The organism is Pedobacter sp. GW822-FHT03F06, from assembly GCF_058801365.1.
Map to the genome: position 1 here is coordinate 402000 of NZ_JBXANE010000002.1, position 22892 is coordinate 424891.

The 22892-nt window shown below is 39.6% G+C and carries 22 protein-coding genes and 1 tRNA gene; 17 read left to right on the forward strand and 6 right to left on the reverse strand.

Going from position 1 to position 22892, the window contains the following annotated elements:
• Nucleotides 1–128 precede the first annotated feature (128 nt).
• Together crtID and AC1RJ8_RS04360 are read right to left on the reverse strand one after the other, a co-directional pair.
• On the reverse strand, nt 129–1610 hold the full coding sequence (crtID, locus tag AC1RJ8_RS04355; RefSeq protein ID WP_492952682.1) for a bifunctional phytoene desaturase/3,4-desaturase: 1482 nt from the start codon (nt 1608–1610) through the stop codon (nt 129–131).
• 284 nt (nt 1611–1894) lie between these two features.
• The gene (locus AC1RJ8_RS04360) at nt 1895–2107 is read right to left on the reverse strand and encodes a GIY-YIG nuclease family protein (RefSeq protein ID WP_492952683.1); all 213 of its coding nucleotides are present in this window, start codon (nt 2105–2107) and stop codon (nt 1895–1897) included.
• Between the two features lie 219 nt (nt 2108–2326).
• On the opposite strand from AC1RJ8_RS04360, the gene AC1RJ8_RS04365 reads away from it, so the two are divergent.
• The 3 genes from AC1RJ8_RS04365 to AC1RJ8_RS04375 all read left to right on the forward strand — a co-directional run bounded on the left by AC1RJ8_RS04365 (nt 2327) and on the right by AC1RJ8_RS04375 (nt 4486).
• On the forward strand, nt 2327–2857 hold the full coding sequence (locus tag AC1RJ8_RS04365; protein WP_492952684.1) for a hypothetical protein: 531 nt from the start codon (nt 2327–2329) through the stop codon (nt 2855–2857).
• Nucleotides 2858–3547, forward strand: coding sequence for a lycopene cyclase domain-containing protein (locus tag AC1RJ8_RS04370; protein WP_492952685.1), 690 nt, complete (start codon nt 2858–2860; stop codon nt 3545–3547).
• A gap of 696 nt (nt 3548–4243) precedes the next feature.
• A complete protein-coding gene (locus AC1RJ8_RS04375; protein WP_492952686.1) occupies nt 4244–4486 on the forward strand; it encodes a cytochrome b5 domain-containing protein in 243 nt (80 codons plus the stop codon).
• On the opposite strand, the gene AC1RJ8_RS04380 is transcribed toward AC1RJ8_RS04375, so the two are convergent.
• On the reverse strand, nt 4473–5300 hold the full coding sequence (locus tag AC1RJ8_RS04380) for a helix-turn-helix domain-containing protein (RefSeq protein WP_492952687.1): 828 nt from the start codon (nt 5298–5300) through the stop codon (nt 4473–4475). The genes AC1RJ8_RS04375 and AC1RJ8_RS04380 overlap by 14 nt on opposite strands.
• A gap of 85 nt (nt 5301–5385) precedes the next feature.
• Here AC1RJ8_RS04380 and AC1RJ8_RS04385 point away from each other — a divergent pair, with 85 nt between their 5' ends.
• Genes AC1RJ8_RS04385 through AC1RJ8_RS04395 form a run of 3 tightly spaced genes read left to right on the forward strand, consistent with a single transcriptional unit; the run spans nt 5386 to nt 9380 of the window.
• Nucleotides 5386–6723: a TolC family protein gene (locus AC1RJ8_RS04385; RefSeq protein ID WP_492952688.1), complete on the forward strand. Its 1338-nt coding sequence runs from the start codon at nt 5386–5388 to the stop codon at nt 6721–6723.
• Nucleotide 6724: 1 nt separating this feature from the next.
• Entirely contained in the window at nt 6725–7792 is a 1068-nt protein-coding gene (locus AC1RJ8_RS04390; protein ID WP_492952689.1) for an HlyD family secretion protein, read from the forward strand.
• Nucleotides 7785–9380 (forward strand): MFS transporter, encoded by a 1596-nt coding sequence (locus AC1RJ8_RS04395; protein WP_492952690.1) that lies wholly within the window; start codon nt 7785–7787, stop codon nt 9378–9380. The genes AC1RJ8_RS04390 and AC1RJ8_RS04395 overlap by 8 nt, the downstream gene beginning before the upstream one ends.
• Nucleotides 9381–9591: 211 nt before the next feature.
• Here AC1RJ8_RS04395 and AC1RJ8_RS04400 read toward each other — a convergent pair whose 3' ends face one another.
• A complete protein-coding gene (locus AC1RJ8_RS04400) occupies nt 9592–10512 on the reverse strand; it encodes a PfkB family carbohydrate kinase (protein ID WP_492952691.1) in 921 nt (306 codons plus the stop codon).
• 259 nt (nt 10513–10771) lie between these two features.
• Here AC1RJ8_RS04400 and AC1RJ8_RS04405 point away from each other — a divergent pair.
• Nucleotides 10772–10848, forward strand: a tRNA-Asn gene (locus AC1RJ8_RS04405).
• A gap of 85 nt (nt 10849–10933) precedes the next feature.
• Here AC1RJ8_RS04405 and AC1RJ8_RS04410 read toward each other — a convergent pair.
• On the reverse strand, nt 10934–11836 hold the full coding sequence (locus AC1RJ8_RS04410; protein ID WP_492952692.1) for a PhzF family isomerase: 903 nt from the start codon (nt 11834–11836) through the stop codon (nt 10934–10936).
• A 223-nt stretch (nt 11837–12059) separates the two neighbouring features.
• Here AC1RJ8_RS04410 and AC1RJ8_RS04415 point away from each other — a divergent pair, with 223 nt between their 5' ends.
• The 5 genes from AC1RJ8_RS04415 (at nt 12060) to AC1RJ8_RS04435 (ending at nt 14988) form a co-directional block, all read left to right on the forward strand.
• Complete coding sequence (locus AC1RJ8_RS04415) at nt 12060–12383, forward strand: ArsR/SmtB family transcription factor (RefSeq protein WP_057931288.1); 324 nt, start codon at nt 12060–12062, stop codon at nt 12381–12383.
• A gap of 6 nt (nt 12384–12389) precedes the next feature.
• Nucleotides 12390–12857: an SRPBCC domain-containing protein gene (locus AC1RJ8_RS04420; RefSeq protein WP_492952693.1), complete on the forward strand. Its 468-nt coding sequence runs from the start codon at nt 12390–12392 to the stop codon at nt 12855–12857.
• Between the two features lie 6 nt (nt 12858–12863).
• Nucleotides 12864–13250 carry a DoxX family protein gene (locus AC1RJ8_RS04425; RefSeq protein WP_492952694.1) on the forward strand — a complete coding sequence of 129 codons (387 nt, stop codon included), beginning with the start codon at nt 12864–12866 and terminating at the stop codon, nt 13248–13250.
• 157 nt (nt 13251–13407) lie between these two features.
• On the forward strand, nt 13408–13992 hold the full coding sequence (locus AC1RJ8_RS04430; RefSeq protein ID WP_492952695.1) for a YdeI/OmpD-associated family protein: 585 nt from the start codon (nt 13408–13410) through the stop codon (nt 13990–13992).
• A 420-nt stretch (nt 13993–14412) separates the two neighbouring features.
• Nucleotides 14413–14988, forward strand: a complete 576-nt coding sequence (locus AC1RJ8_RS04435; RefSeq protein WP_492952696.1) for a DUF4256 domain-containing protein — start codon at nt 14413–14415, stop codon at nt 14986–14988.
• An 8-nt stretch (nt 14989–14996) separates the two neighbouring features.
• On the opposite strand, the gene AC1RJ8_RS04440 is transcribed toward AC1RJ8_RS04435, so the two are convergent.
• A complete protein-coding gene (locus AC1RJ8_RS04440) occupies nt 14997–15497 on the reverse strand; it encodes a GNAT family N-acetyltransferase (RefSeq protein WP_492952697.1) in 501 nt (166 codons plus the stop codon).
• 422 nt (nt 15498–15919) lie between these two features.
• Here AC1RJ8_RS04440 and AC1RJ8_RS04445 point away from each other — a divergent pair, with 422 nt between their 5' ends.
• The 5 genes from AC1RJ8_RS04445 (at nt 15920) to AC1RJ8_RS04465 (ending at nt 22739) form a co-directional block, all read left to right on the forward strand.
• On the forward strand, nt 15920–19171 hold the full coding sequence (locus AC1RJ8_RS04445) for a TonB-dependent receptor (RefSeq protein WP_492952698.1): 3252 nt from the start codon (nt 15920–15922) through the stop codon (nt 19169–19171).
• Nucleotides 19172–19411: 240 nt separating this feature from the next.
• On the forward strand, nt 19412–19570 hold the full coding sequence (locus tag AC1RJ8_RS04450) for a hypothetical protein (protein WP_167346157.1): 159 nt from the start codon (nt 19412–19414) through the stop codon (nt 19568–19570).
• 143 nt (nt 19571–19713) lie between these two features.
• Nucleotides 19714–20283: a helix-turn-helix domain-containing protein gene (locus AC1RJ8_RS04455; protein WP_057931281.1), complete on the forward strand. Its 570-nt coding sequence runs from the start codon at nt 19714–19716 to the stop codon at nt 20281–20283.
• Between the two features lie 91 nt (nt 20284–20374).
• Nucleotides 20375–21265 carry an alkaline phosphatase family protein gene (locus AC1RJ8_RS04460; RefSeq protein WP_492952699.1) on the forward strand — a complete coding sequence of 297 codons (891 nt, stop codon included), beginning with the start codon at nt 20375–20377 and terminating at the stop codon, nt 21263–21265.
• A 154-nt stretch (nt 21266–21419) separates the two neighbouring features.
• Nucleotides 21420–22739 carry a DUF5690 family protein gene (locus AC1RJ8_RS04465; RefSeq protein WP_492952700.1) on the forward strand — a complete coding sequence of 440 codons (1320 nt, stop codon included), beginning with the start codon at nt 21420–21422 and terminating at the stop codon, nt 22737–22739.
• Nucleotides 22740–22892: the final 153 nt, after the last annotated feature.

Genomic DNA, 22892 nt, shown 5'->3' on the forward strand with positions numbered 1-22892 from the left:
TTTCTTTCAACAATTCGCCTTCTCTCTTATTTCGAAACAAATGCAAACCCCGAACGATTATGCGTTTTGAAGCTTTTTTGCAGTGTTTTTGTTTTGTGGTTATAAAGATAAGGGAAATTTTAAATTTGTCAAGCTTTTTTTAACTTTTTTTTTATTTCTTTTGCTACCACTTGCCCAGAGATGATTGCAGGTGGTACACCAGGCCCCGGAACGGTTAATTGTCCGGTGTATAAAAAATTTGTTACCTTACTTTTCATCTTCGGTTTTAAAAAAGCCGTCTGTTTCAAAGTGTTTGCTAATCCATACGCATTTCCTTTAAAGGCATGGTAATCTTCCACAAAATCATTCATGGCATAACTGCGCTTAAACAAAATATTTTCGCCAATATCGTTTCCGGTTAAATCTTTAAAGCGTTCAATCAATAAATTAAAGTATTCTTCCCTTTTACTTTCGCTATCTGCTAAATCAGGTGCTACCGGAATTAAAAAGAAAAGGTTCTCGCAACCCTCCGGTGCTACGGTTGGATCGGTTACGGAAGGACAACATGCATAAAATAGGGGTTTTGATGGCCATTGTGGATTGGTGTAGATTTCTTCGGCATGTTGATCGAAATCCTCATCAAAGAATAAATTGTGGTGTAATATATTGTCTAGTTTTTTATTTAATCCGATATAAAATAAAAGGCAGGAAGGAGCCATGGTTCTTTTGTCCCAATACTTTTTACTGTAATTGCGGTAAGGTTTATCAAAAAGATGTTGATCGATATGGTGATAATCGGCATTGCCCACCACAAAATCGCTTTTAAAGTTGCCCTTGTTGGTAATTACGTACTCTGCAATGTTGTTTTTAACTTCTATTTTGGTTACTTCGGTATCGAAAATAAATTTTACACCCTGCTCTTCTGCAATTTTTTGCATGGCCATTACAATTTTGTGCATACCCCCCATTGGGTACCAGGTGCCTAAAACCAGGTCGGCATAGTTCATCAAACTGTATAAAGCAGGTGTGTTTTGTGGCGTGGCCCCTAAAAATAAAACCGGGAATTCTAAAAGTTTCCTCAAACGCTCATTCTTGAACAACCGGTAAACATGTTTCCGCATATTGCCCAAAAGCTGCAGTTTGATTCCGCTAACAGCCAATCTGGGGTCGAAATATTCCATCACACTGTGCGAAGGCTTAAAAACATACTCATTCATTCCAACATCGTACTTGTATTTCGCCTGATCAAGAAAATGTTTTAGGTTTTTGCTGCTTCCTGGCTCTAGTTTTTCAAATAAAGCATATAAATCATCTAATGTTGCAGGAACATCAATAGTGTCCTGTTTGCCAAAATAAATGCGGTAAGAAGGACTTAATCTTTTAAGCTCATAAAAATCGGAAGCGGTTTTATTAAAGATATTGTAATAGCTTTCAAAAACATCAGGCATCCAGTACCAGCTGGGGCCCATGTCGAAAAGGAAACCGTCTTTTTGCCAGGTTCTGGCCCTGCCACCGGCCATTTCGTTTTTTTCGATCACCGTAACATCACAACCATCTTTAGCCAATAAAGCTGCTGCAGCCAAACCTGCAAAGCCAGCACCGATAATGGTAATCCTGGGTTTTTTCTCCATGGTGTAAATAAAGGAATTTTATTGCGTTTTGTTTTTGTTTTTTGTTATTCTGAACGCAGTGAAGAATTTTCTTTTGTTAGAAGTAATCTTTATGGGAGCATGATTCAATCGATAGTTTGGGTAACTGTATTTCATCAGTTGGAGATCCCTCGCTATGCTCAGGATGACACTATGGCGCCAAGATCAACAAATGATTTATTCTTCAACAATCATATCATTAAGAAAATCCCAATTTTTGTTTTCAAATTCAATTAACGCATTCTTTTTAGCTCTTGTCCAGCCTTTTATTTCTTTTTCGCGTTCAATAGCATATTCAATGTGTTCAAACCGCTCAAAATAAACCAGGTAGTGGCAATTGTATTTATAAGTAAAAGCAAATTTATTTTCTTTATTCTCGATATGTGTCTAAGTCTTGCTTCCAGATCGTTTGTTACTCCGGGATAAACCACGGTTTTGTTTTTATTGGTTAAAATGTAAACGAAATAATTATGATCCATTGTTAAAAATAAATGTTTTTTTATGATTTTAACTAAAGTGTTTTGTCATTCTGAACGCAGTGAAGAATCTGTTTTTCGTAAGTAGTTACTTAAGTGAGTCTATAGCTTTGAAGGTAAGGTGGTCTGGGTTCTTTATTTCATCGGTCAGAGATCCTTCGTTGCACTCAGGATGACAATTGGAGCAAATGAGCTTAGCTTTTCTTACCTTTGCTCAAACTCATGATTAAATTAGGAATTATATTTTTTCTGCTATTTGCAGCAAGCCATATTACTTACGCCCAGTTATCTACCCAAGAAATTGCGATATTAAAAACGAATATGGTTAAAGCGGTAGAAAACTCGAAGCTAACCGACTCATTGTTTACCAAGTTAGACAAGCTGACCAATAAAACCGCCTTAATTACTGGTTACACCGGAACGTTAGAGGCGCTTAAGGCTAAGCACTCATGGAATCCGTATAACAAGATCAAGTATGTGGGCCGATCGCTCAAAACCATGCAAAAAGCGATTGATATGGATAAAGAAAATATGGAGATTCGCTTCATGCGGTTTTCTATTGAGTTTTATACGCCTTCTTTTCTCGGCTTTAGTAAAGATTTAGCTCAGGATAAAAAAGAGATACTTAAACATTATCAAAATGAAAATTTTGGTCTAGCCGATCGTGAACTGGTTAAAAATGTAGCTAAATTTATGATCGATAGTAAAAAATGTACGCCAGCTGAAGTTAAAATTTTGACAAAATATCTTTAAATGAATTATACCTATCTACTTATCAATCTTGCTGTAATTTTCTTTCCCCTGGTTTTATCTTTCGATAAAAAGGTTCATTTTTTTAGCAAATGGAAGTTTGTATGGCCTTCGATATTAATTACAGGCTTGGTATTTTTAATTTGGGATATCCTGTTTACCAAACTCAAAGTGTGGTCTTTTAATCCGGATTATCTAATCGGTATAAATCTTATGGGGCTGCCCCTAGAAGAGATTTTATTCTTTTTAACGGTTCCTTATGCCTGTGTGTTTATTTACGAATGTTTGAATGCCTATTTCCCAAAAAACGACCTGCAAAAGTATAGCCTCGCATTAAGTAACTTATTCCTGGGACTTTGCGTGGCCATTTTATTTTTTGGTTATAACAGGTGGTACACACTGATCAATTTTGGCTTTTTATTTATGGTGCTGGCTTATGTAGAGTATGTAAATGTGGAGTTCAGGTTTATGTACAGGTTCTACAGGGCTTATCTGGTTTCACTTATCCCATTTTATATCGTTAATGGATTTTTAACTTCTATTCCGGTTGTGTTGTACAACGATCAGCAGAACTTGGGCTTTAGGGTGGGGACTATCCCTTTCGAAGATCATTTTTATTTAATGGGCTTGTTGTTGATGAATATTTACCTGTACGAAGTTTTTAAAAGCAAGGGTGGTAAAAGCCAGGCCTAAAATAAAATTGTTTATTTTTTTTTGGAAACGAATGTTCAGTAGCTCTTGGTAGGGTTAAGTCCCGCTTTCCATTACAAGTCCTCGCTGCGCTTTGGGCTTTTTATTGCAATCGGGTTTAAGAACAGGGGTTTGTGCACCGTGCAGCCGTACAAATGAAATACTGCTGTGGCCACCTAGCCCCGGTTGCAGCGTTACCCTGCAGCAACGAGGTACGAGGCAGCGAAGCGTAAAAGTGGAAAACGGGAAGAAACTTGGTGTTTTTTACAGGCCAGGCGCTCCAAATAATATTAATGTTTTTAGATTAGAAAATGATTGGGCTGTGGTTCTTGGAGGCTGGCAGTCCCGCTTTATGCTTTACTCCTTTGCACTTCGTGTTCGCGCCAATCGGGTTTAAGAACAGGGGTTTGTGCACCGTGCAGCCATACAAATGAAATGCTGTCGTGGCCACCTAGCCCCGGTTGCAGCGTTACCCTGCAGCAACGAGGTACGAGGCAGCGAAGCGTAAAAGTGGAAAACGGGAAGAAACTTGGTGTTTTTTACAGGCCTTGCGCTCCAAATGGGAATAATAAATTGAAATCTCCAGTGTAAGGTCTTCGACTCCGCTCAGACTGACAATGGCTTCAGTAAAAAGGATGTCATCCTGAGCATAGTCGAATGACAATCTTTTTTAATTATCTTCAACCCGAAATTAATTAAATGGATTTACCCAGCTATACGAAACAGCAACTCGCTTTACGCAACGGACAGGATAAACCTCAAATATGGGTGGCTTATAAAGGTTTAATCTACGATATGACCGATAGCAGGCTGTGGCGGAACGGTAAACATTATGAGCACTGGGCCGGACAGGATTTAACAGACGAACTGCCCGATGCACCTCATACTGAAGCTGTTTTTGAGAAATTTATACCGATAGCCAAATTGGCTATACCAAATTAATTTTAGTCAGGGTTGATTGCTTTAGCGCTTTAAACTCCGAGGGCCTTTTGCCCACCATTTTATAAAATGTGTTGCTGAAAGAAGAGATGCTGTTATAACCCACCTGATAGGCAATTTCGCTAATGGTGGCATCGCTTTCCAATAATTTTTCCATAGCTTTTATCATTCTGGCCAGTTTTAGGTACTGAAAGAAAGAGGTATCTAAAGCCGATTGAAATAATCTCGATAATGTACGTTCGCTAAAGCCTGTGGTCTTGCCCACACTTTCTAAACTCATACCATCATCGGCTAGCCCTTCTACAATGTGCTTTAATACAGGTCTTAGCCGCTGGTTATCGGTGGTTGGGAGTGCTATAGGGAGTGGGTGTTCGCTTACTACGGGTAGAATGTTTTTAAGCGTATTTAAAAAATCGTATTCTTTGGTCTGTGGTACAATATTGCCGTTCCAGCGCTCAGAAAAGAGAAACATCTCGAGCAAAAGGTTATTTACAGGATAAATCCCAATCTGTTTATAAAATGGATTTTCTTCATCTGTATGGGTATCGAAATAAATATTCCGCACAATTGCCGCGTAGTAACGGTGCTGTAAATGGTGCTCGACGCCTGCCGGAATCCAAACGTAATGCCGGGCGGGGAGGAAATAAGATTTCTCCTTAGTGTATAGAAAAATGATGCCACCCTCTACATATGTGAGCTGTCCTTTTAAATGCGTATGGTCTTGAAATCGGTCTTCGAACCTGCTATGCCAAACATACATGGTTTCTGGTTTTTCGTCGATTGCAAATAAAAGGTCTTCGTTGCTAACTTTTATCATTTGGCTGGTTTGAATAAATATCTGTCGGTTTAGATAAAACAAAGTAACAAATCTGTATCGAAATTTGCATCATTAATTAACAGATATGAATTTCAACAAGAATAAAAGAAGCTTTTGGTTGTGTATACTTTTTCTTTTATCATCAATTTTTGTTCATGCACAAGCTGTTCCAGATCAAAGCAATTTTACCATCAACCAGATTTGGGCATTAGCAGATAGCAATAATAAAAAGATTCAAATACAGGGCTTCAATGTGCAGGCAACTGATATGCATGTAAAGGTGAGCAAGTCAGAGAGACTACCAGAGTTGGCTGCTGAAGGTATTTATGCGCACGTTTTTCCCTTGCCGATTTACGAAAACGGATTGTTTCATACACCTGGCCAGTTTCCGGTGGTGCCCACTTATTACAAAGCTGGTGCTGATGCCTATTTCAATATTTATAACGGAGGGAAAACCACAGCCGAAATTAATACATCGAAAGTAGAAAGTGAATTGAGTAGGATACAAAAGGGGCAGAGCAAGCAGGAAATTCATTATACTGCAGCGGTTTATTTTTATGATGTTTTCAGGAATATCTCCTATCAGGTTTTATTGGAACAAGACATCCGCGACGGCGAAAAGCAGCTGGCTGAAATCAATCAGCTCTATAAAAACGGTACGATATTAAAAAGTGATGTGTTAAGGGCTGAGTTGCGCCTTTCTAAACAACGTATGCTATTAACCGAAATTAACAACAGCATTAAAATTGCGAAACAGAAACTCAATATTTTGATCGGGAGAACAGATGATGCACCGCTGAATCCACAAATTTTGGACAATGAAACAGATGCCATTGCGCTAAAACAGGTTGACGAATATTTTAACGATGCCAAAACATCATCTTATAAAATACAGATTTCGGAAAAAGAGCAGGCTTTGGCCAAGCTGAAACTGAAAAATGTGAAATCGAACATTATGCCTTCTCTGGGTTTCTTTGGCGAGTACGCTTTTGCTTATCCGCAGATCCAGTTTTACCCTTATGCACTTTCACTTTACAGTACAGGTATGGTAGGATTGAAACTTAAAATCCCGATCTCATCCTGGTACACCAATCAACACAAGGTAAAAGAAGCGGAGATCAGGGTGCATCAGCAGGAGGTTGAAGATCAAGATGTGAAAGATCATATCCGATTGGAAGTGCAGAAAAATTACATCCTTTACAAAGAATCGGTACAACGTATTGCCCTGGCTGAAGAAAATATTAAACAGGCTGCCGAAAGTTACCGCATTGTGCAGAATACCTATTTCAATCAGTTGGCGCTTTTAACCGATCTGCTGGATGCCGAAACCCAATTATTGCAATCGAGGTTCGAACTCACCACTGCAAAAGTGAATGCCAAAATACAATATTATCAATTACAAAAAGCTGTAGGAAACTTATAAAATGAACACACAGAAACAAACTAAAGCCGATAAAATCATCAGTAGAATCACCACCATAATATCGCTCATCGTGTTGGTGGTGTTGGTGATATGGGGTGGGAAAACGCTCTTTGGCTATATTAAATATGAAGAAACCAACGATGCTCAGGTGGATGAATATATTAATCCGGTAACGGCAAGGGTGAGCGGTTATATCAAAGATGTAAAGTTTGAGGAGAATGGAGATGTGAAAAAAGGCGATACGCTGGTTTTGATAGACGATAATGACTATACCGTTCAGGAGGATGAGGCCTCGGCATCTTTATTAAATGCCCAGGCACAGGTTTCTGTGCAGCAGAGCAACATTAAAACCGCCCAGAGCACTGCACTTGTTGCTGAAGCTAAAATTGCTGCCGCCAAAGCTAAACTCTGGAAACAGCAGACCGAGTATAACCGTTATAAAAAACTGTTCGATGCTGAATCGGCTACTCGCCAACAGCTAGAAACCATAGAAAGTTTGTTGCAGGTGGCGCAGGCAGAATACCAGGCGGCTAAAGAAGATTATGCTACTGCTATTTCGAGGATAAACGACATTAAAGCGCAAAGTGATGTGTTGCAATCTGAAATAAAAAGAAGACAAGCTATTATGAAAAGGAATAACCTAAACACCTCTTACACGGTTATTTTAGCGCCTTATGATGGTAAAATGGGTAGAAGAACCATTCAGGCAGGTCAATTGGTTCAAGCCGGCCAAACCATTGCCTATATTGTAGACAGAAGCGCAGGGAAATGGGTGGTGGCTAATTTTAAGGAGACCCAGATTGCGAAAATGCATGTTGGCGAAATGGTAAATGTTGAAGTTGATGCTTTTCCGGGACAATCGTTTATGGGCGAAATTGAATCGCTTTCGGCTGCTACGGGATCGAGGTTTTCGTTACTGCCGCCAGATAATGCGACCGGGAACTTTGTGAAAATTGCGCAACGTATCCCTGTGCGTATTCGCTTAGATAAACAGGGTCGTGATGTCGATTTGTTGAGTGCAGGAATGAGTGCAAGCGTTAAAGTGAAAAGAGACGGGAAAAATGACTGATCATTTGACCATCTTTAAAGCAAGAGTACCCGAGTGGCTCGTAATACTGAGCGTTTTTGCGGTGCTTTTATCTTCTGTATTGCTTTTTGCATTGTCAACCGCCGATGGCACAGCAGCTGCAGGTTATTATGGCGCAAGTGCTTCTGATATTCAGTTTTCGTTATTGATGTTTTATGCAGCAGTGGCCAGTTTCGCGGTAGTAGAGCGACGTTTTTTTGCCCGCGTGGTTACTAAAGATTACCTCTTGATCTGTATTATTTTAGAAATCCTGATTGCTTATTGGTGTTACCAAACGCGCGAAATCTGGCTGATTTTTGCCTTAAGGTTTTTACAGGGCATCATAAACTGCGGTCTAACCAGCATTTCGCTCAACTTGCTATTTAGCAGGCTAAAATCGGAGTACGCAAAAGAAACCGGCTATACCATTTTTTACGGAATGATTTTGTGTGTATCGCCCGTTACCGCCCTGTTCTCCGTGCCTATTGTCGAGAATTTTGAATATAATGTGGTGTACAAAGCGATCATATTTTGTTTTTTGCCTAGTGCCATCCTGCTTTTTAGTATCATGAACAGGGTACATATTTTACGTAAAACACCTTTGTACAAAATAGACTGGATGAGTTTTGTACTCTTCGCAACAATGCTGGTGTTAATTGCCTATGTACTTGTTTACGGGCAACAATACTATTGGTTGGATGATTCGAGTATTCTGTACTCCATTTTTGCCATTCTGTTTTTGTTTGTGGTTTCGATAGCCAGGCAGCAAACCTTGAAAAGGCCAGCGGTTGATCTGAGTATTTTCAGGTCGCGGAATTTTGCCATCGGGATTGTCTTTTTGGTTATTCTGTATATTATCCGTGGAGCTTTCAGTTTAACTTCCTCATACTTTATTAACGTTTTGAGTATGGATTCGCTGCATGCCAATGAAATCATGGTCTTTAATATCGCTGGGGTAATAGTTGGATCAATAATCGCGATCCGCTTTCTTATCCGCCAGAAACATTTACGGGTACTGTGGATAACTGGTTTTGCATTTCTTTTTGTATTTTTCTTCTGGATGTGCCAACTGTTTGCCAGTGAGGCCGGAACAGATAACTTTTACTTGCCCTTGTTTATGCAGGGGGTGGGGGCGGGGATGGTCATGTCGCCGATTGTGATGTTTATTATGTCGTCCGTGCCAGAGAATATGAGCCAATCTGCATCATCGGTAGGTGTTTTCGTGCGTTTTTCTACATTTAGTTTAAGTTTGGCTTTCATCAATTTTTACCAACTTTATTTCAAAGGGCAACATAACGATGCTTTGCGTAATACACTTACATTGGTGGATTTTAACCTGCCTGAAAGAATAAAAATGTACCAATCTGCCTTGAGCAGTAGGGGAATGCCCCACGATGAGGCTGGTAAAGTGGCAATTGGTTTGCTGAATAAGGCTGTGCAAAAACAGACCTTTCTGCAGTTTTGTGTAAGCTATTACGAATGGATTGCAGTATTGTGTTTCTTAAGCATTATTCTTATTGTTTTGCAACCCGTAATTAGTAGAAAAGTAATTAACTTGAGGAATAAACAACCTTCAGCGGCTGGGTTTTAGGTTGGTTCTCAATTTGCAATTTTCAGTTTGCATAATCTATCTAAACAGATTTCTCAGCTTCTTTGCATTGGAAAGATATTAATAGAAAGCTCGTTATTACGCTTATGGGAATGACGATCCCCTGTAAATAAAAAACCGCAGATATAAAGAAATGTACCTCTAAATCTGCGGTTCGTTTATTTGCAATTAAAACTGCAAACCGTATAACTTACTATACTTCTATAGTGAAAGCACTTAAGCTTACAAATTCCTGGATTCTTGCTGCCACTTCTTCATCGGTTAAATTTAATAACCTTTCCGTTCCAAATTTCTCTACGCAGAAAGAAGCCAGTGCAGAGCCATAAATGATCGCGTTTTTCATGTTATTGAAGTTGATTGTACCCACTTTAGCCAAATAACCGATAAAGCCTCCTGCGAAAGTATCGCCGGCACCAGTTGGATCAAATACTTCTGCCAAAGGCAAAGCCGGAGCGGAGAAAATCTGATCTTCATGGAATAACAATGCACCATGCTCGCCTTTTTTAATGATCAGATATTTTGGCCCCATGGCAAGGATTTTTTTAGCAGCTTTAACCAATGAGTATTCGCCCGATAACTGACGCGCTTCGGCATCATTGATCGTTAGTACATCTACCATTTTGATGGTTTCCAGTAAATCATCCATCATAATATCCATCCAGAAGTTCATGGTGTCCATTACGATTAATTTCGGGCGGTTTTTAAGGCGTTTGATTACCGTTTGCTGCACCTGTGGGGTTAGGTTTCCTAACATCAGGTATTCGCAGTCCTGATAGCTCTCTGGGATAATCGGGTCGAAATTTTCCAGTACATTCAATTCCGTAATTAAAGTATCGCGGCTATTCATGTCGTTGTGGTATTTTCCAGACCAGAAAAATGATTTTTCATCCGCTTTAATCTGTAGTCCTTCGGTATCAATACCGTGTGTGGTGAAGGTGTTAATGTCTGATTGATGAAAATCATCACCTACTACTGCTACAATTTTTGCTTTATTATAAAAGTAGGACGCCGCTAAACTTGCGTAAGTTGCTGCTCCACCTACAATTTTATCTGTTTTTCCGAAAGGAGTTTCAATAGCATCAAAAGCTACAGTACCTATGATTATCAGGCTCATATCTATGTGTTGATTTTTTTTTAAAATTTTTCACTGCAAATATTGCATAAATAATTTAAAAGCCCTAATATTGCATTCCCAAAACGAACAAGGGTATGTGTGCTGTAAAGTGCAAAGAACCTCGTTTTAGGAAACGACCAGTACTCCTTCTTAGCTCAGCTGGTTAGAGTCCCGATGCATCGGGATTAATCAGAGGGTAAGAAAAGATCAAAGGATTTTGATCGATATTAATGAAAACACAACCAGAATAAATAAATATTCCTTCTTAGCTCAGCTGGTTAGAGCATCTGACTGTTAATCAGAGGGTCGCTGGTTCGAGCCCAGCAGAGGGAGCCAAAGCCCGCAACGAAAGTTGTGGGCTTTTTGCGTTTAGAGGGGGGGTAGGCGAAATTTATGCTGAAATGTTTAAAGCCTTTAATTGTTATATTTTAATTTCAGTTTTAAAAACAACCGTAGCATCACCTTTTATCTTAATTAGCGAGGGTAGACCATTTTCAATTCCGACACTAACGCTTATCATTCCGAGCCTGTTTATCTTTTCTCCTTGTTTACCATTGAATTCGAAGAGGCTATCCTTAAAATCAACAATTTTATTTTGTATAAGGTATCCGCCTAATGGTCCGTTTGCATTACCTGTAACCGGATCTTCATTTATTCCGATTGCAGGGGCAAACATTCTTCCATAGGTTAATATGTCATCATCATCCGAGTCAAATGTGAATACAAAATAGCCATTGCAATTAATCTGTTTACTTCGGTCAATCAAATTATTGTAATCAGGGGTAAGATTGTTCAGCTTTTCTCTGCTTTTTATCCCGATCATCACTTTTGAATGTCCTGTAGAAGCAATCTGGACCGGGCATCTTTCATCAATATCGTTATAATGAAGTCCTAGCGCTGATAATATTTGTTGAGTGGTAGCGGGATCGAATATCGGGCTGAGTTCAAATTTACCTTGGGTCATTATAATTTGGTAATCCTCATTTTTTTTGACGATCTCAAAAGGAAGTGTGCCAACCTTGGTTTTATATTTCAAAATACAAGCGTCTAAATTGTATTCAATAGCTTTTGCATACATCGCGGCAATTGTAGCGTGGCCACAAATGGGAACTTCCGATGTTGGTGTAAAATACCTGATTAAGCCATCAGAATCATTGTCGTCGGGAGAAAAAAGAAAGGCTGTTTCAGAATTGTTTAATTCTTTGGCAATCTGTTGCATTTGAGCATCAGTCAGCCCATCGGCATTCACAACTACGCCCGCCGGATTTCCGCTAAATCTCTCCTTTGTAAAAGCATCTATCTGGTATATTTTATACGTTTTCATATCGTTTAAGGCTTTATCTTCTACGCGCAGTTTGCTTGTTGCGTAAACTGCATCTGGTTCAAATATATTCAATTTAACAAGCAGGATCCTGGTGTTTTAATGGATGTGACGGAAGAAGTCAAACTTATGACGGTCTGTTGAAGAAAGCCTTATTAAAAAAAATCTCATAAAAATTTGCGTAGTCAAATAGCTACATTTATATTTGTAGTCAAATAGCTACATAATGAATTTAAGAAGAGATGTATTTCAGGCCATTGCCGACCCTACAAGAAGGGCTATACTGTTGTTGGTGGCCTCGCAGTCTATGACGGCTGGCGCAATAGCTACCAATTTCGACACCGCAAGGCCAACTGTTTCAAAACACCTGCAGATCCTTACCGAGTGCGAGTTGTTAGAGCAAAAACAAAACGGCAGAGAAATTCATTACCACACCAACGCAAAAAAAATGAAAGAAATTGCTGATTTTATTGAGCCGTTCCGCAAAATGTGGGACGACAGGTTTAATAAATTAGAAGATATCATGAAAAACTATAAACCAAGCAAATAGCGTAACATGGAGCAGAAAACAAAAATTGATGCCGAAAATGGCAAACAGGAAATAATCATTACCAGAGAATTTGATCTACCTGTAGCATTGCTTTTTAAGGCTTATGTTGAGCCTGAAATTATAGCACAATGGATGGGAACGAAAGTGTTGAAACTTGAAAACAAAAAGTACGGCAGTTACCAGTTCGAAACGGCTGATGCTAAAGGGAACGTAGCGTTTGTAGCCACCGGCGTGATACACGAGTTTTTGCCTGATGAAAAAATAACGCGGACATTCGAAATGGAGCAGACACCTTTTGGCGTTCAGCTTGAGTTTTTAACCTTCGAAAAACTAACCGATGATCGTAGTAAACTTACTATGCATGTGATTTACAGATCGGTAGCATTAAGAGATCAAATACTCGCTTTGCCTTTTGCTCAGGGTATTAATATGGCACATAACCGTTTGCAAAACATTGTAAATCAATTAAAATAACACATTATGACAAAGAGAAACAAAATTATCTATTGGATAGCCACCGTTTGGCTATCGTTAGGCATGTTATCAACAGGAATAGTACAGCTGATAAAAATGAAAGAAGAAGTGGCATTGTTTACGCAATTGGGGTATCCGCTTTATTTTCTGACTATATTGGGGATTTGGAAAATTTTAGGTGTGGTTGCAGTGTTAATTCCTAAATTTACTTTATTGAAAGAATGGGCTTATGCAGGTTTTTTCTTTGCCATGTCTGGTGCTGTTTTTTCGCACATTGCAATTGGCGATACCAGTACTTCTGCATACTTCGGGCCGATATTACTACTTGTGTTAACTGTAGTGTCGTGGTATTTTAGGCCTGCAGATAGAAAAGAGGCTGTATCATATTTGTAATTCAATCGAATTTGTCACGTTGAGCCTGTCGAAACGCCTTGTAAGGCATTTAAAATATGTCCTTCGACAAGCTCAGGATGACAATTCTATATTTATGATACAGACGCTGAAACCATAAGGAAGGAACAGGGCAAAGGAACAAACAAATTTGACTGATATGAAAACGAATCCAAAAGTTGATTTTTATTTTAACAAAGCAAAAAAGTGGCAGGAAGAACTGCTGCTGCTGCGGGCAATTGCCTTAGATTGTGGGCTTACCGAAGAATTGAAATGGGGAGTGCCCTGTTATACCTGGCACAACAGCAACATCGTTTTAATACATGATTTTAAAGAATACTGCGCATTTTTGTTTTTCAAGGGCGTTTTATTGAATGATGCCGCAGGGATCTTGATCCAGCAGACAAAGAATGTACAATCGGCAAGACAGGCGCGCTTTATCAACGCTCTCGAAATAGTGGAACTGAAACCCATTTTGAAGACTTATATTTATGAAGCCATTGAAGCGGAAAAAGCTGGTTTGAAAGTAGAACTGAAGAAAACTACCGAATATAAGATTCCGGCTGAGTTTCAAAGTAAATTGGATCATATTCCAGATTTAAAAATGGCATTCGAAGCCTTAACGCCTGGCCGTCAAAGGGCTTATCTGCTTCATTTTGCGGCACCCAAGCAAGCTAAAACCCGTGAGGCAAGGGTGGAAAAATTTCTGCCGCAGATATTAAGTGGCAAAGGATTGAATGACTAATCGTTCCCTGTTTCGTGGTGTCGGATGTTATCACTATTGGTTTGTCATCCTGAGCGTAGTCGAAGGATCTTTTAATGTAGTGTAAAGGCATTGTGCTCCAGGTAGAGATTAGTGTTTTTTGAAATTAGGAAATGAGCGGTTTGTGGCTCTTGGAGGCCCTCAGTCCGGCTTTTCGCTTTACTCCGTTACACTTCGTGTTCGCTGCAATCCGGTTTAGGAGTAAGGGGCTGTGCGCCCTGCAAGCCCCAAAATGAAAAACTGCCTTAGCCATTTAGCCCCGGTTGAAGCGTTACCCTGCAGCAACGAGGTACGAGGAAGCGAAGCGTAAAAGCAGAAAACGGGAAGGAACTTAGTGTTTTTTACAGGCATTGCGCTTCAAAACTATTTATAGACGAAGGATTTTAACCAAAAATAAAACTGATGAGTAAAATAAATAACAATAAAAAAGAGTTGCTGGTAGTGCAAGCAGAAGAACTCCTCCATACTTTAAAAGTCCGTTTCGAGAAAAACATGGACCGCCATAAAGGTATTGAATGGGTTAAAGTAGAAGAAAGGTTAGTTGCCCAGCCCGAAAAACTATGGATACTCGATGAAATGGAAATAACCGGCGGCGAACCTGATGTTGTTGATTATGATAAAAAAACGGGCGAATATATTTTTTACGATTGTTCGGCAGAAAGCCCTAAAGGCCGTAGAAGTATTTGTTATGATTTGGAAGGGCTGGAATCGAGAAAAGAGCACCAGCCGGAAAATAATGCGGTTGATATGGCTGCTGCAATGGGTGTAGAACTCTTAACAGAAGAACAGTACCGGTTTTTGCAGCAACTTGGAAAATTCGATATCAAAACATCGAGTTGGATTGTTACTCCTCCCGAAATCAGAAAATTAGGTGGTGCCCTTTTCGGTGATCGCCGCTACGATCATGTGTTCGTGTATCACAATGGCGCACAATCGTATTATGCCGCAAGAGGGTTTCGTGGTTTGTTAAAAGTTTAAGCTAATAATTACAATAATTTTTGATAACAAAAGAAACGGAGGCCAGGTCGTTTAGCCAAGCTAATTTCACCACTAAACTGATAGCCGAGCTTCGGGAAAAGCGCCTGGGTGGCCATATTTTCGCTATTGGTATCCACCCTTAAGATGGAAATACCCGAAGCTTTTGCTACCGCCTCGGCCTGGTTCATCAAAGCCCTGGCGATACCCATGCCCTGGCAATCAGGGTCTACTGCTAAACGGTGTGTAACAATGGCTTTTTCGTTAATATCCCAACCTGCATCAGCATACTCGGGATCTTGATCTGTAGTAATTGCAGAAACACCAACAACCTGCTCTTCCAGCTCAGCTACCCATAACTGACCGATGGTAATATCGCTGGTGAATACTCCTGGGTTCGGATAATCATCTCCCCACTGGAAATTCCCTGCAGCACGCATTAAGGGTACAACTTTACCTACCAGGTGCATTATTTTCGGAATATCTGCTGTTACGGCTAATCTAATTGTCATGCCTGCAAAGATAATGAATGAGTTTATTTATCATTCGTTTATTGGTTAGTATGGCGCAGAAACTTGTGTAACGGTTAACTGGTTAATTGTTTAAATCGGTTAGTTGACTCCAAACACACGACTCCAAGCTTCCGACTCAAAAGGTTAATCAACGCTAAACGCCCAACTCCAAACGCATGGCCGTTTAATCGACTTTGGACTTTGGACTATCCCAAACTTCATTAAATCTTCATCTTTCGTTTTCATCTTTGGTCTTTCTATTCTTCATCATATTCCGGCCTGAAATATTGGTTGTTAAGGAATTGTTTTCTTATTGTATTATTCTGATTTTCATATTGTTAACGTAATGTTAAACTTAATTTATTGTTAATATTGAATTAACATTAGGACTGTTGTTTTGCATAAAAATAAAATAACAGAAAATGAAATCACGCATACTATCCCTAGTAAGTATTCTGCTGCTCTTGGTCGCATTTGCTCAGGCACAGGTTACAACATCTAGTATTAATGGAAAGATTAAGGATAATAAGGGTATCATCCCAGGGGCAACCATTGTAATGATACACGTTCCAACAGGTACGGTATCTAAAGGTTCGTCAAATGAGAACGGCCTTTACCGCATTGGTAACTTAAACCCGGGCGGGCCGTACAAAATCACCATAACCTTTGTGGGTTATAGTCCGGTGGTTAAAGAAAATATTTATTTAACTCTGGGTAACGACGTAAAGCTCGATATCGATCTTCAGGAGCAGGGCAACCAATTGGCCGAAGTAAGTGTTAAAGGCCAAAAAGGCGGAACAAAATCTGGTGCAGGTACCAGTATTGGCGAAGGTCAGATTAAAACTTTGCCAACTATGAACCGCAGTTTGCAGGACGTTACCCGCGTAACCCCTCAGGGCAGTAAAGACAATACCTTTGGCGGTACCAACTTCAGGTATAACAACGTGACCATTGATGGTGCGATTAACAATGACGCTATTGGTTTTAGTCCTTCATTAGGTGGTCAGAGCGGAAGCTCAGGCATGCCGGGAAGCAGTACACGTACCAACCCGGTTTCACTTGATGCGATCCAGGATGTTACTGTTTTGCTTTCTCCTTATGATGTTAAAGTCGGTAACTTTTTAGGTGGTAGTATTAACGCCGTTACGCGTGGTGGTACAAATGAGGTTGTAGGATCGGTTTATGGTTATGGCCGTAACGCTTCACTGATCGGTAGAAACAAAATTGGCGATAACAGCAAAGAACCTTCAGCTTTTCACGATTATCAAACCGGTTTCCGTGTGGGTTTCCCGATTATAAAAGATAAATTGTTCTTCTTTACCAACGAAGAGATTACCCGCCGTCAGGATCCGGTAATTTTAGGTGCAGGATCGTCTGACATGAAATTGCTTACCTTAACTGAGGCACAGCAGATTTCTGATCGCATGAAAACAGCTTATGGTGTTGATGCAGGTTCGTTTGGCGATTACAATATCTATTCACAATCTAATAAATTCTTTAACCGTTTAGATTGGAATATCAATGAAAATAACCAGTTGACCATCAGAAATAACACCATAATTTCAAAAGCAACAAACTTAGAAAGAGATCAGTCTAACTTCAGGTTTGGCGGTATCGATTTTAAACAGAACAACAATCAAACTTCAACCGTTGCAGATCTGAAAACCCGTTTTGGCAATTCAGCTACCAATAACTTAATTGTGGGTTATTCTACTGTTCACGATTATCGTGATCCGCTTTCTAATCCGGCTTTGCCACAGATTGAGATTGCTTCGAACGGTGGAACATTGTTTTTAGGTACCGACCGTGAGGCAAGTATCTTCAATATGAAACAGAACACTTTCGAATTTACCGATAACTTTACGTACAGCACCGGTAACCATACTTTTACCGTTGGTACACACAACGAATTTTATAAAATCAATTATGGCTTTGTAAACTCATGGAATGGCCGTGTGGCTTATAGCAGTGTTGCCGATTTCCTGGCTAATCAGCCAAATAGGGTACGTACCAGCTATAACTATGATGATAACAGCCGTGATAACATCATTGCAAACCCAACTGCAGAATTTAATGTGAACATGTACAGTGTGTATGGTCAGGACGAAATCCGTATCGGCGATCGTTTTAAATTAACACCGGGTTTGCGTTTTGATATGGCAAACTTGCCTGATATGCCATCATTAAGTTCAAAAACAACAAACTCTCCGGTTGATCCCAACTATGGTACAACTTATACTTATACGCAGCCATCATCAATTACCGGAAAATTCCTAAACAAAATACAGATTTCTCCACGTGTTGGTTTTAACTTCGATGTATTAGGTAACCAAAGTTTGGTTATGCGTGGCGGTACCGGTTTATTTACAAGTCGTGTTCCTTTTGCATGGATAGGTTATGCCTATTACAATAACGGAGTTAACTACGGTGCTTTTGATAAATCGTATGTTTATACAAATGCTGATCCTAGCAAAATCGTGAAACCGGTTGCGGGTTCCGATCCGATTAAAGATGCTTTAACCGGTAATGGCGAAGCAGGTTATGTAACTAACCAGGGCATAAATGTTAAAGATGCAAGTGGCGCTACGCAGGTAGATTTGGTTGATAATAACTTTAAAATGCCTAAAGCCTGGAGAAGTAATTTGGCTTTCGATTATAAAACTGATGACCAGTGGAAATTTACATTGGAAGGAATTTTTAGCCAGGTGATCAAAGATGTGCAGTTTCAACAGATCAACTATGTAGATAATCCAAAATACATGGTTTACGATACACAGAAACAGATGCCGATTTATTCAGGTACTAAAATTAATCCTTTATATACCAATGCTTACCTTTTATCAAATACAGATAAAGGATACAAATACAGTTTAACAGCACAGATAAGTAAATCACTTCCTATGGGTTTAGATATCATGGTGGCTTATACCTACGGACGATCGAAAGATATTGCCAATGGCATCCGCAATTCAATGGAATCTAACTGGCAGTTAAACCAGGCCCTTAGTCCAAATAACCCAGGCTTGGCTTATTCTAATTTCGATATCCGTAACAGGGTTATCTCTACCATCAATTATAGGTTAGATTGGGCTAAAAACGGTAAATATGTGTCTAACTTCTCCTTATTCTTTAGCGGTCAATCGGGTTCGCCATATTCATTGGGTTTAGTAAATACCAGGATCAATGGAACTGGTCAAACTGTAAGTTTGATGTACATTCCGGCTGTAGGAGAAACTGCCAAGTTCTTTGCAAGTACACCTGATGGTATTGCGCAGGCTGCTGCATTTGATAACTATATTAACGGGGATAAATATCTGAGCACCCGTCGCGGTGATTTTACAGAGCGTAACGGCGCACGCACCCCTTGGAATGTTCAGGCTGATTTCCGTTTCGCTCAGGATATTCAGGTGGCAAAAGGAAAGCACCCACATATACTTACCCTAACTTACGATATTATTAACCTGACCAATTTGGTAAATAAAGACTGGGGAATTCAGTATTTCTCTCCTAATACCTATAACTCAATGGCTAGTGTAGGCATTAAGGTGGCAACTGCAGGTACACCAACAACATATCCGGTGTATACTTTTGCACAGAAAGATGTAACCTCTTATTCAAAAGATTTCTTTGCCTCACGTTACCAGATGCAATTGGGATTGAGATATAGTTTCTAATCTTTTTTAAATATATAAATGAAGCGGTCTGGCCAGTATGGTCAGGCCGTTTTTCTGTGCAGCGTCACCCTGAATTTATTTCAGGGTCTTATTTGAAATAAAAAGATGCTGAAACAAGTTCAGCATGAGGTTAACTTTATAAGTAAAAGCAATGCCAATTAAACTTTTCTTTTACCCAAGCGTCAAAATAAAACACACAGCATAAAGCTTGATTTATTTTTCAATTTAAAAGGTTAGGTTATGAAAAGGATTGTAAATGCATTGCTCTTATTGGTTATGGCGGTTAATTTTAGTGCATGCGTGGTAAGCGCGCGTGCACCAAGGGCACATTGGGTGCGCGGGCATTATAATATTGGCCCTCATGGCGGTCGGTATTGGGTACCCGGACATTACCGTTAAATTTTTGCGATCGCCGTCTTTTTTAAGGCGGCGATTTGTTTTTATAAGCATGTTAAAAAATGTAATTCGGTAACTAATGCGATTGTTGATTTCGATTGTAGGAATAAAATAATACATTAGCGTTATTAACACGATTTTAGCATATGCAAGAAGAAATTCTTTTACAGATTAGCCTTAAAATTAAAGAAAGACGTAAAGAACTGGGTATTACCGTTCAGGAGCTTGCAAATAAAGCAGAGGTAAGTAAAGGACTGATCTCTCAAATCGAAAATAGCCGTACCATTCCGTCTTTAATGGTATTAATGGATATTATTAAAAGTCTGCAGATAGATCTGAACAGTTTTTTTAAGGATATCAATTTTCATAAAAAAGATGCTCCCGTTCTGGTGAAACGAAAAGATCAGTACCAGAAGTTCGAAAAGGAACAGGCCACAGGCTTTAACTACTCGCGTATTTTAACTAAGAACATTAAATTTTCGACTGCCGATTTTGTGTTGCTCGAGCTCGAGGTGAATGCGCACCGCCCAATGGTGAAAACCGAAGCTTTCGAATTTAAATACATGATAGAAGGTAAGGTAGAGTACCAGTTTTCGAAAAAGAAAATTATACTCGAAAAAGGAGACTCCATGCTTTTCGATGGAAGGCTTTCACATACCCCGGTTAACGTTGGCGATAGCAAAGCGCTAATGCTGGTAATTTATTTTTTTGAGTAACATTTTGTTAAACAAAGTTTATTAATACTTAACAAATATTTATCTTCATCTTTATAAACCAATCTTAGGTTTGGTAATAGAAAATATGAATATGAAAAGATTTTTGAAAAGTACTTTATTCTTACTTTGTTTATGTATATCTGCGCAGGCACAATCTAAAAAAATTAGACACGTAATCTTAATTGGTTGCGATGGTTTTGGTGGTTACGCTTTGCCAGAGGCGAATATGCCTAATCTTAAGGCATTAATGGCCAACGGCTCGTGGACTACACAGGCACGCTGTGTATTGCCATCTTCCAGTGCTGTAAACTGGGCTTCCCTGTTAATGGGTGCTGGGCCAACTGAACATGGTTATACCGAATGGGACAGTAAAGTGCCCGAAATTCCATCTGTCACCAAAACATCTTATGGTTTGTTCCCTGGGATATTTAGTGTAATCAGAGATCAAAAAAAACAGGCTAAAACAGCTATTGTGTATAGCTGGAGCGGTATTGGTTATTTATTTGAAAAAGAAGCAGTAAACATCATCGTTAGCGGAAACGATAAAGATGATTTTTGCACGGATACTACTGTTGCGATTATCAAAAAAGAAAAACCTTATTTTACCTTCCTGCATTTAGACGAACCTGATGGTACGGGGCATTCAATCGGTCACCGTACACCGGCTTATTATAAACAACTGGAGTTGGTAGATCAGCGGATCGGTAAGATTCTAAAAGCAGTTAACGATGCAGGCATAGCCGATGAAACTGTTATCCTGGTTACTGCCGATCACGGTGGTAAAGGTAAAGGCCATGGCGGTAAATCGCTCGATGAAGTGCAGATCCCGTGGATTATCTCAGGTCCTGGCGTTCGTAAAAACCATGAATTAAAAGATGCGATTGTTACCTACGATACCGCCGCAACACTAGCCTGGTTAATGGGGTTGCAACAACCGCAGAGTTGGAGGGGAAGGCCGGTACTGGAAGCTTTTGCAAAATAAAACAAGCCCTATGCCGTAAAAACTTAACAATTTGATAATTCTGACATTGTTTACTAATAATAAACAATGTTTACTATTGTGTTTTTAGATAAAATACATATGTCAATCAAATTAGTAGTGTTCGGTATAGTAAACAACTTAAGCAGATATTAGGATGAGTTTACTTCATCTTGCCCGAAAAAAAGCACTTAATTGGCCTTATTGGCTAATTACAATGCTTGGTGGTATAGCAGCGTTTGGTTGTTATACCAGCATGTATGCCTTTCGTAAAGCTTTTGCCTCTGCTACTTTTGAGCACCAGGAATTTCTGCATATCGATTATAAAGTCTGGTTGGTTATTGCACAAATGGTAGGTTACACATTAAGTAAGTTTTATGGTATCCGTTTTATTTCCGAATCGGGGAAAAGTAACCGGGCGCGGAGCATCATTTTTCTGATTCTTTTTTCCTGGCTTGCCCTGCTCGGATTTGCTTTGGTACCTGCTCCTTACAATATTGTATTTCTTTTCCTCAATGGTTTCCCTTTGGGGATGATCTGGGGTTTGGTGTTCAGCTATTTGGAAGGAAGGAAAACAACCGAATTTATGGGTGCATTAATGTCGATCAGTTTAATATTTGCCTCAGGTTTTGTTAAAACGGTAGCCCGAACGCTGATGTCGTTTGCTTCGGTAAGCGATTATTGGATGCCTTTTCTTACCGGACTGGTTTTTCTGCTTCCGCTTTTCCTGTTTGTTTTTTGCCTGGAGGTTATTCCGCCGCCTTCAAAAGAAGATCAGGAGTTACGTACCAAGCGGGTGCCGATGGATGCGAAACAGCGCAGAAAGTTTATCACCACATTTTTGCCGGGTATCATCTTAACCATTATCATCTACGTGCTGCTTACCTGTATCCGCGATATGCGCGATAATTTCGAAGTAGAAATCTGGAATGGCTTAGGTATTCATAACAACCATATCTACACGCAGATTGATACCCTGATTTCGGTTGTGGTATTGGTGATGATGGGGCTTTTGATCCTGATTAAAGATAACCTCAAAGCTTTTACCGTAATCCACATCATGATTATTTCAGGCTGTTTGCTGATCGGCGTAAGTACATTCTTTTTCGATAGGGGGTACATAGGGCCTGTTAGCTGGATGGCTTTACTGGGGATGGGGCTGTATATGGCCTACATTCCCTATAACGCCATTTTCTTTGAACGGATGATTGCCAATTTTCACTATAAAAGCAACATCGGTTTTATTATGTATGTGGCCGATTCAATTGGCTACGTAGGTAGTTTTTCGATACTGCTGTTTCATGAGTTTGGCGAAACGGGTACCAGCTGGATGCACTTTTTTAAACAGTGTTTGTTTGCCATACCATTAATTGGCGGAGTATGTAGTGTGCTTTCTTTGATCTATTTTAGAAGAAAGACTTTGGTTACAAATAAAAAGATGCAGGCAAGGGGAAAAATGGTTTTAACAGGGGAATGAAATGGCTTGCTTCATCGTCATTTCGAGCGGACCCGATAGCTATCGGGTGCAACGCAGTCGAGAACCACAAAGTGCTCAGCGAAGCTAAATCTGCTTCAATAGATCTCTCCATTCCACTGTGTTCCAGTCGAGATGACGACCATTCTAATAATT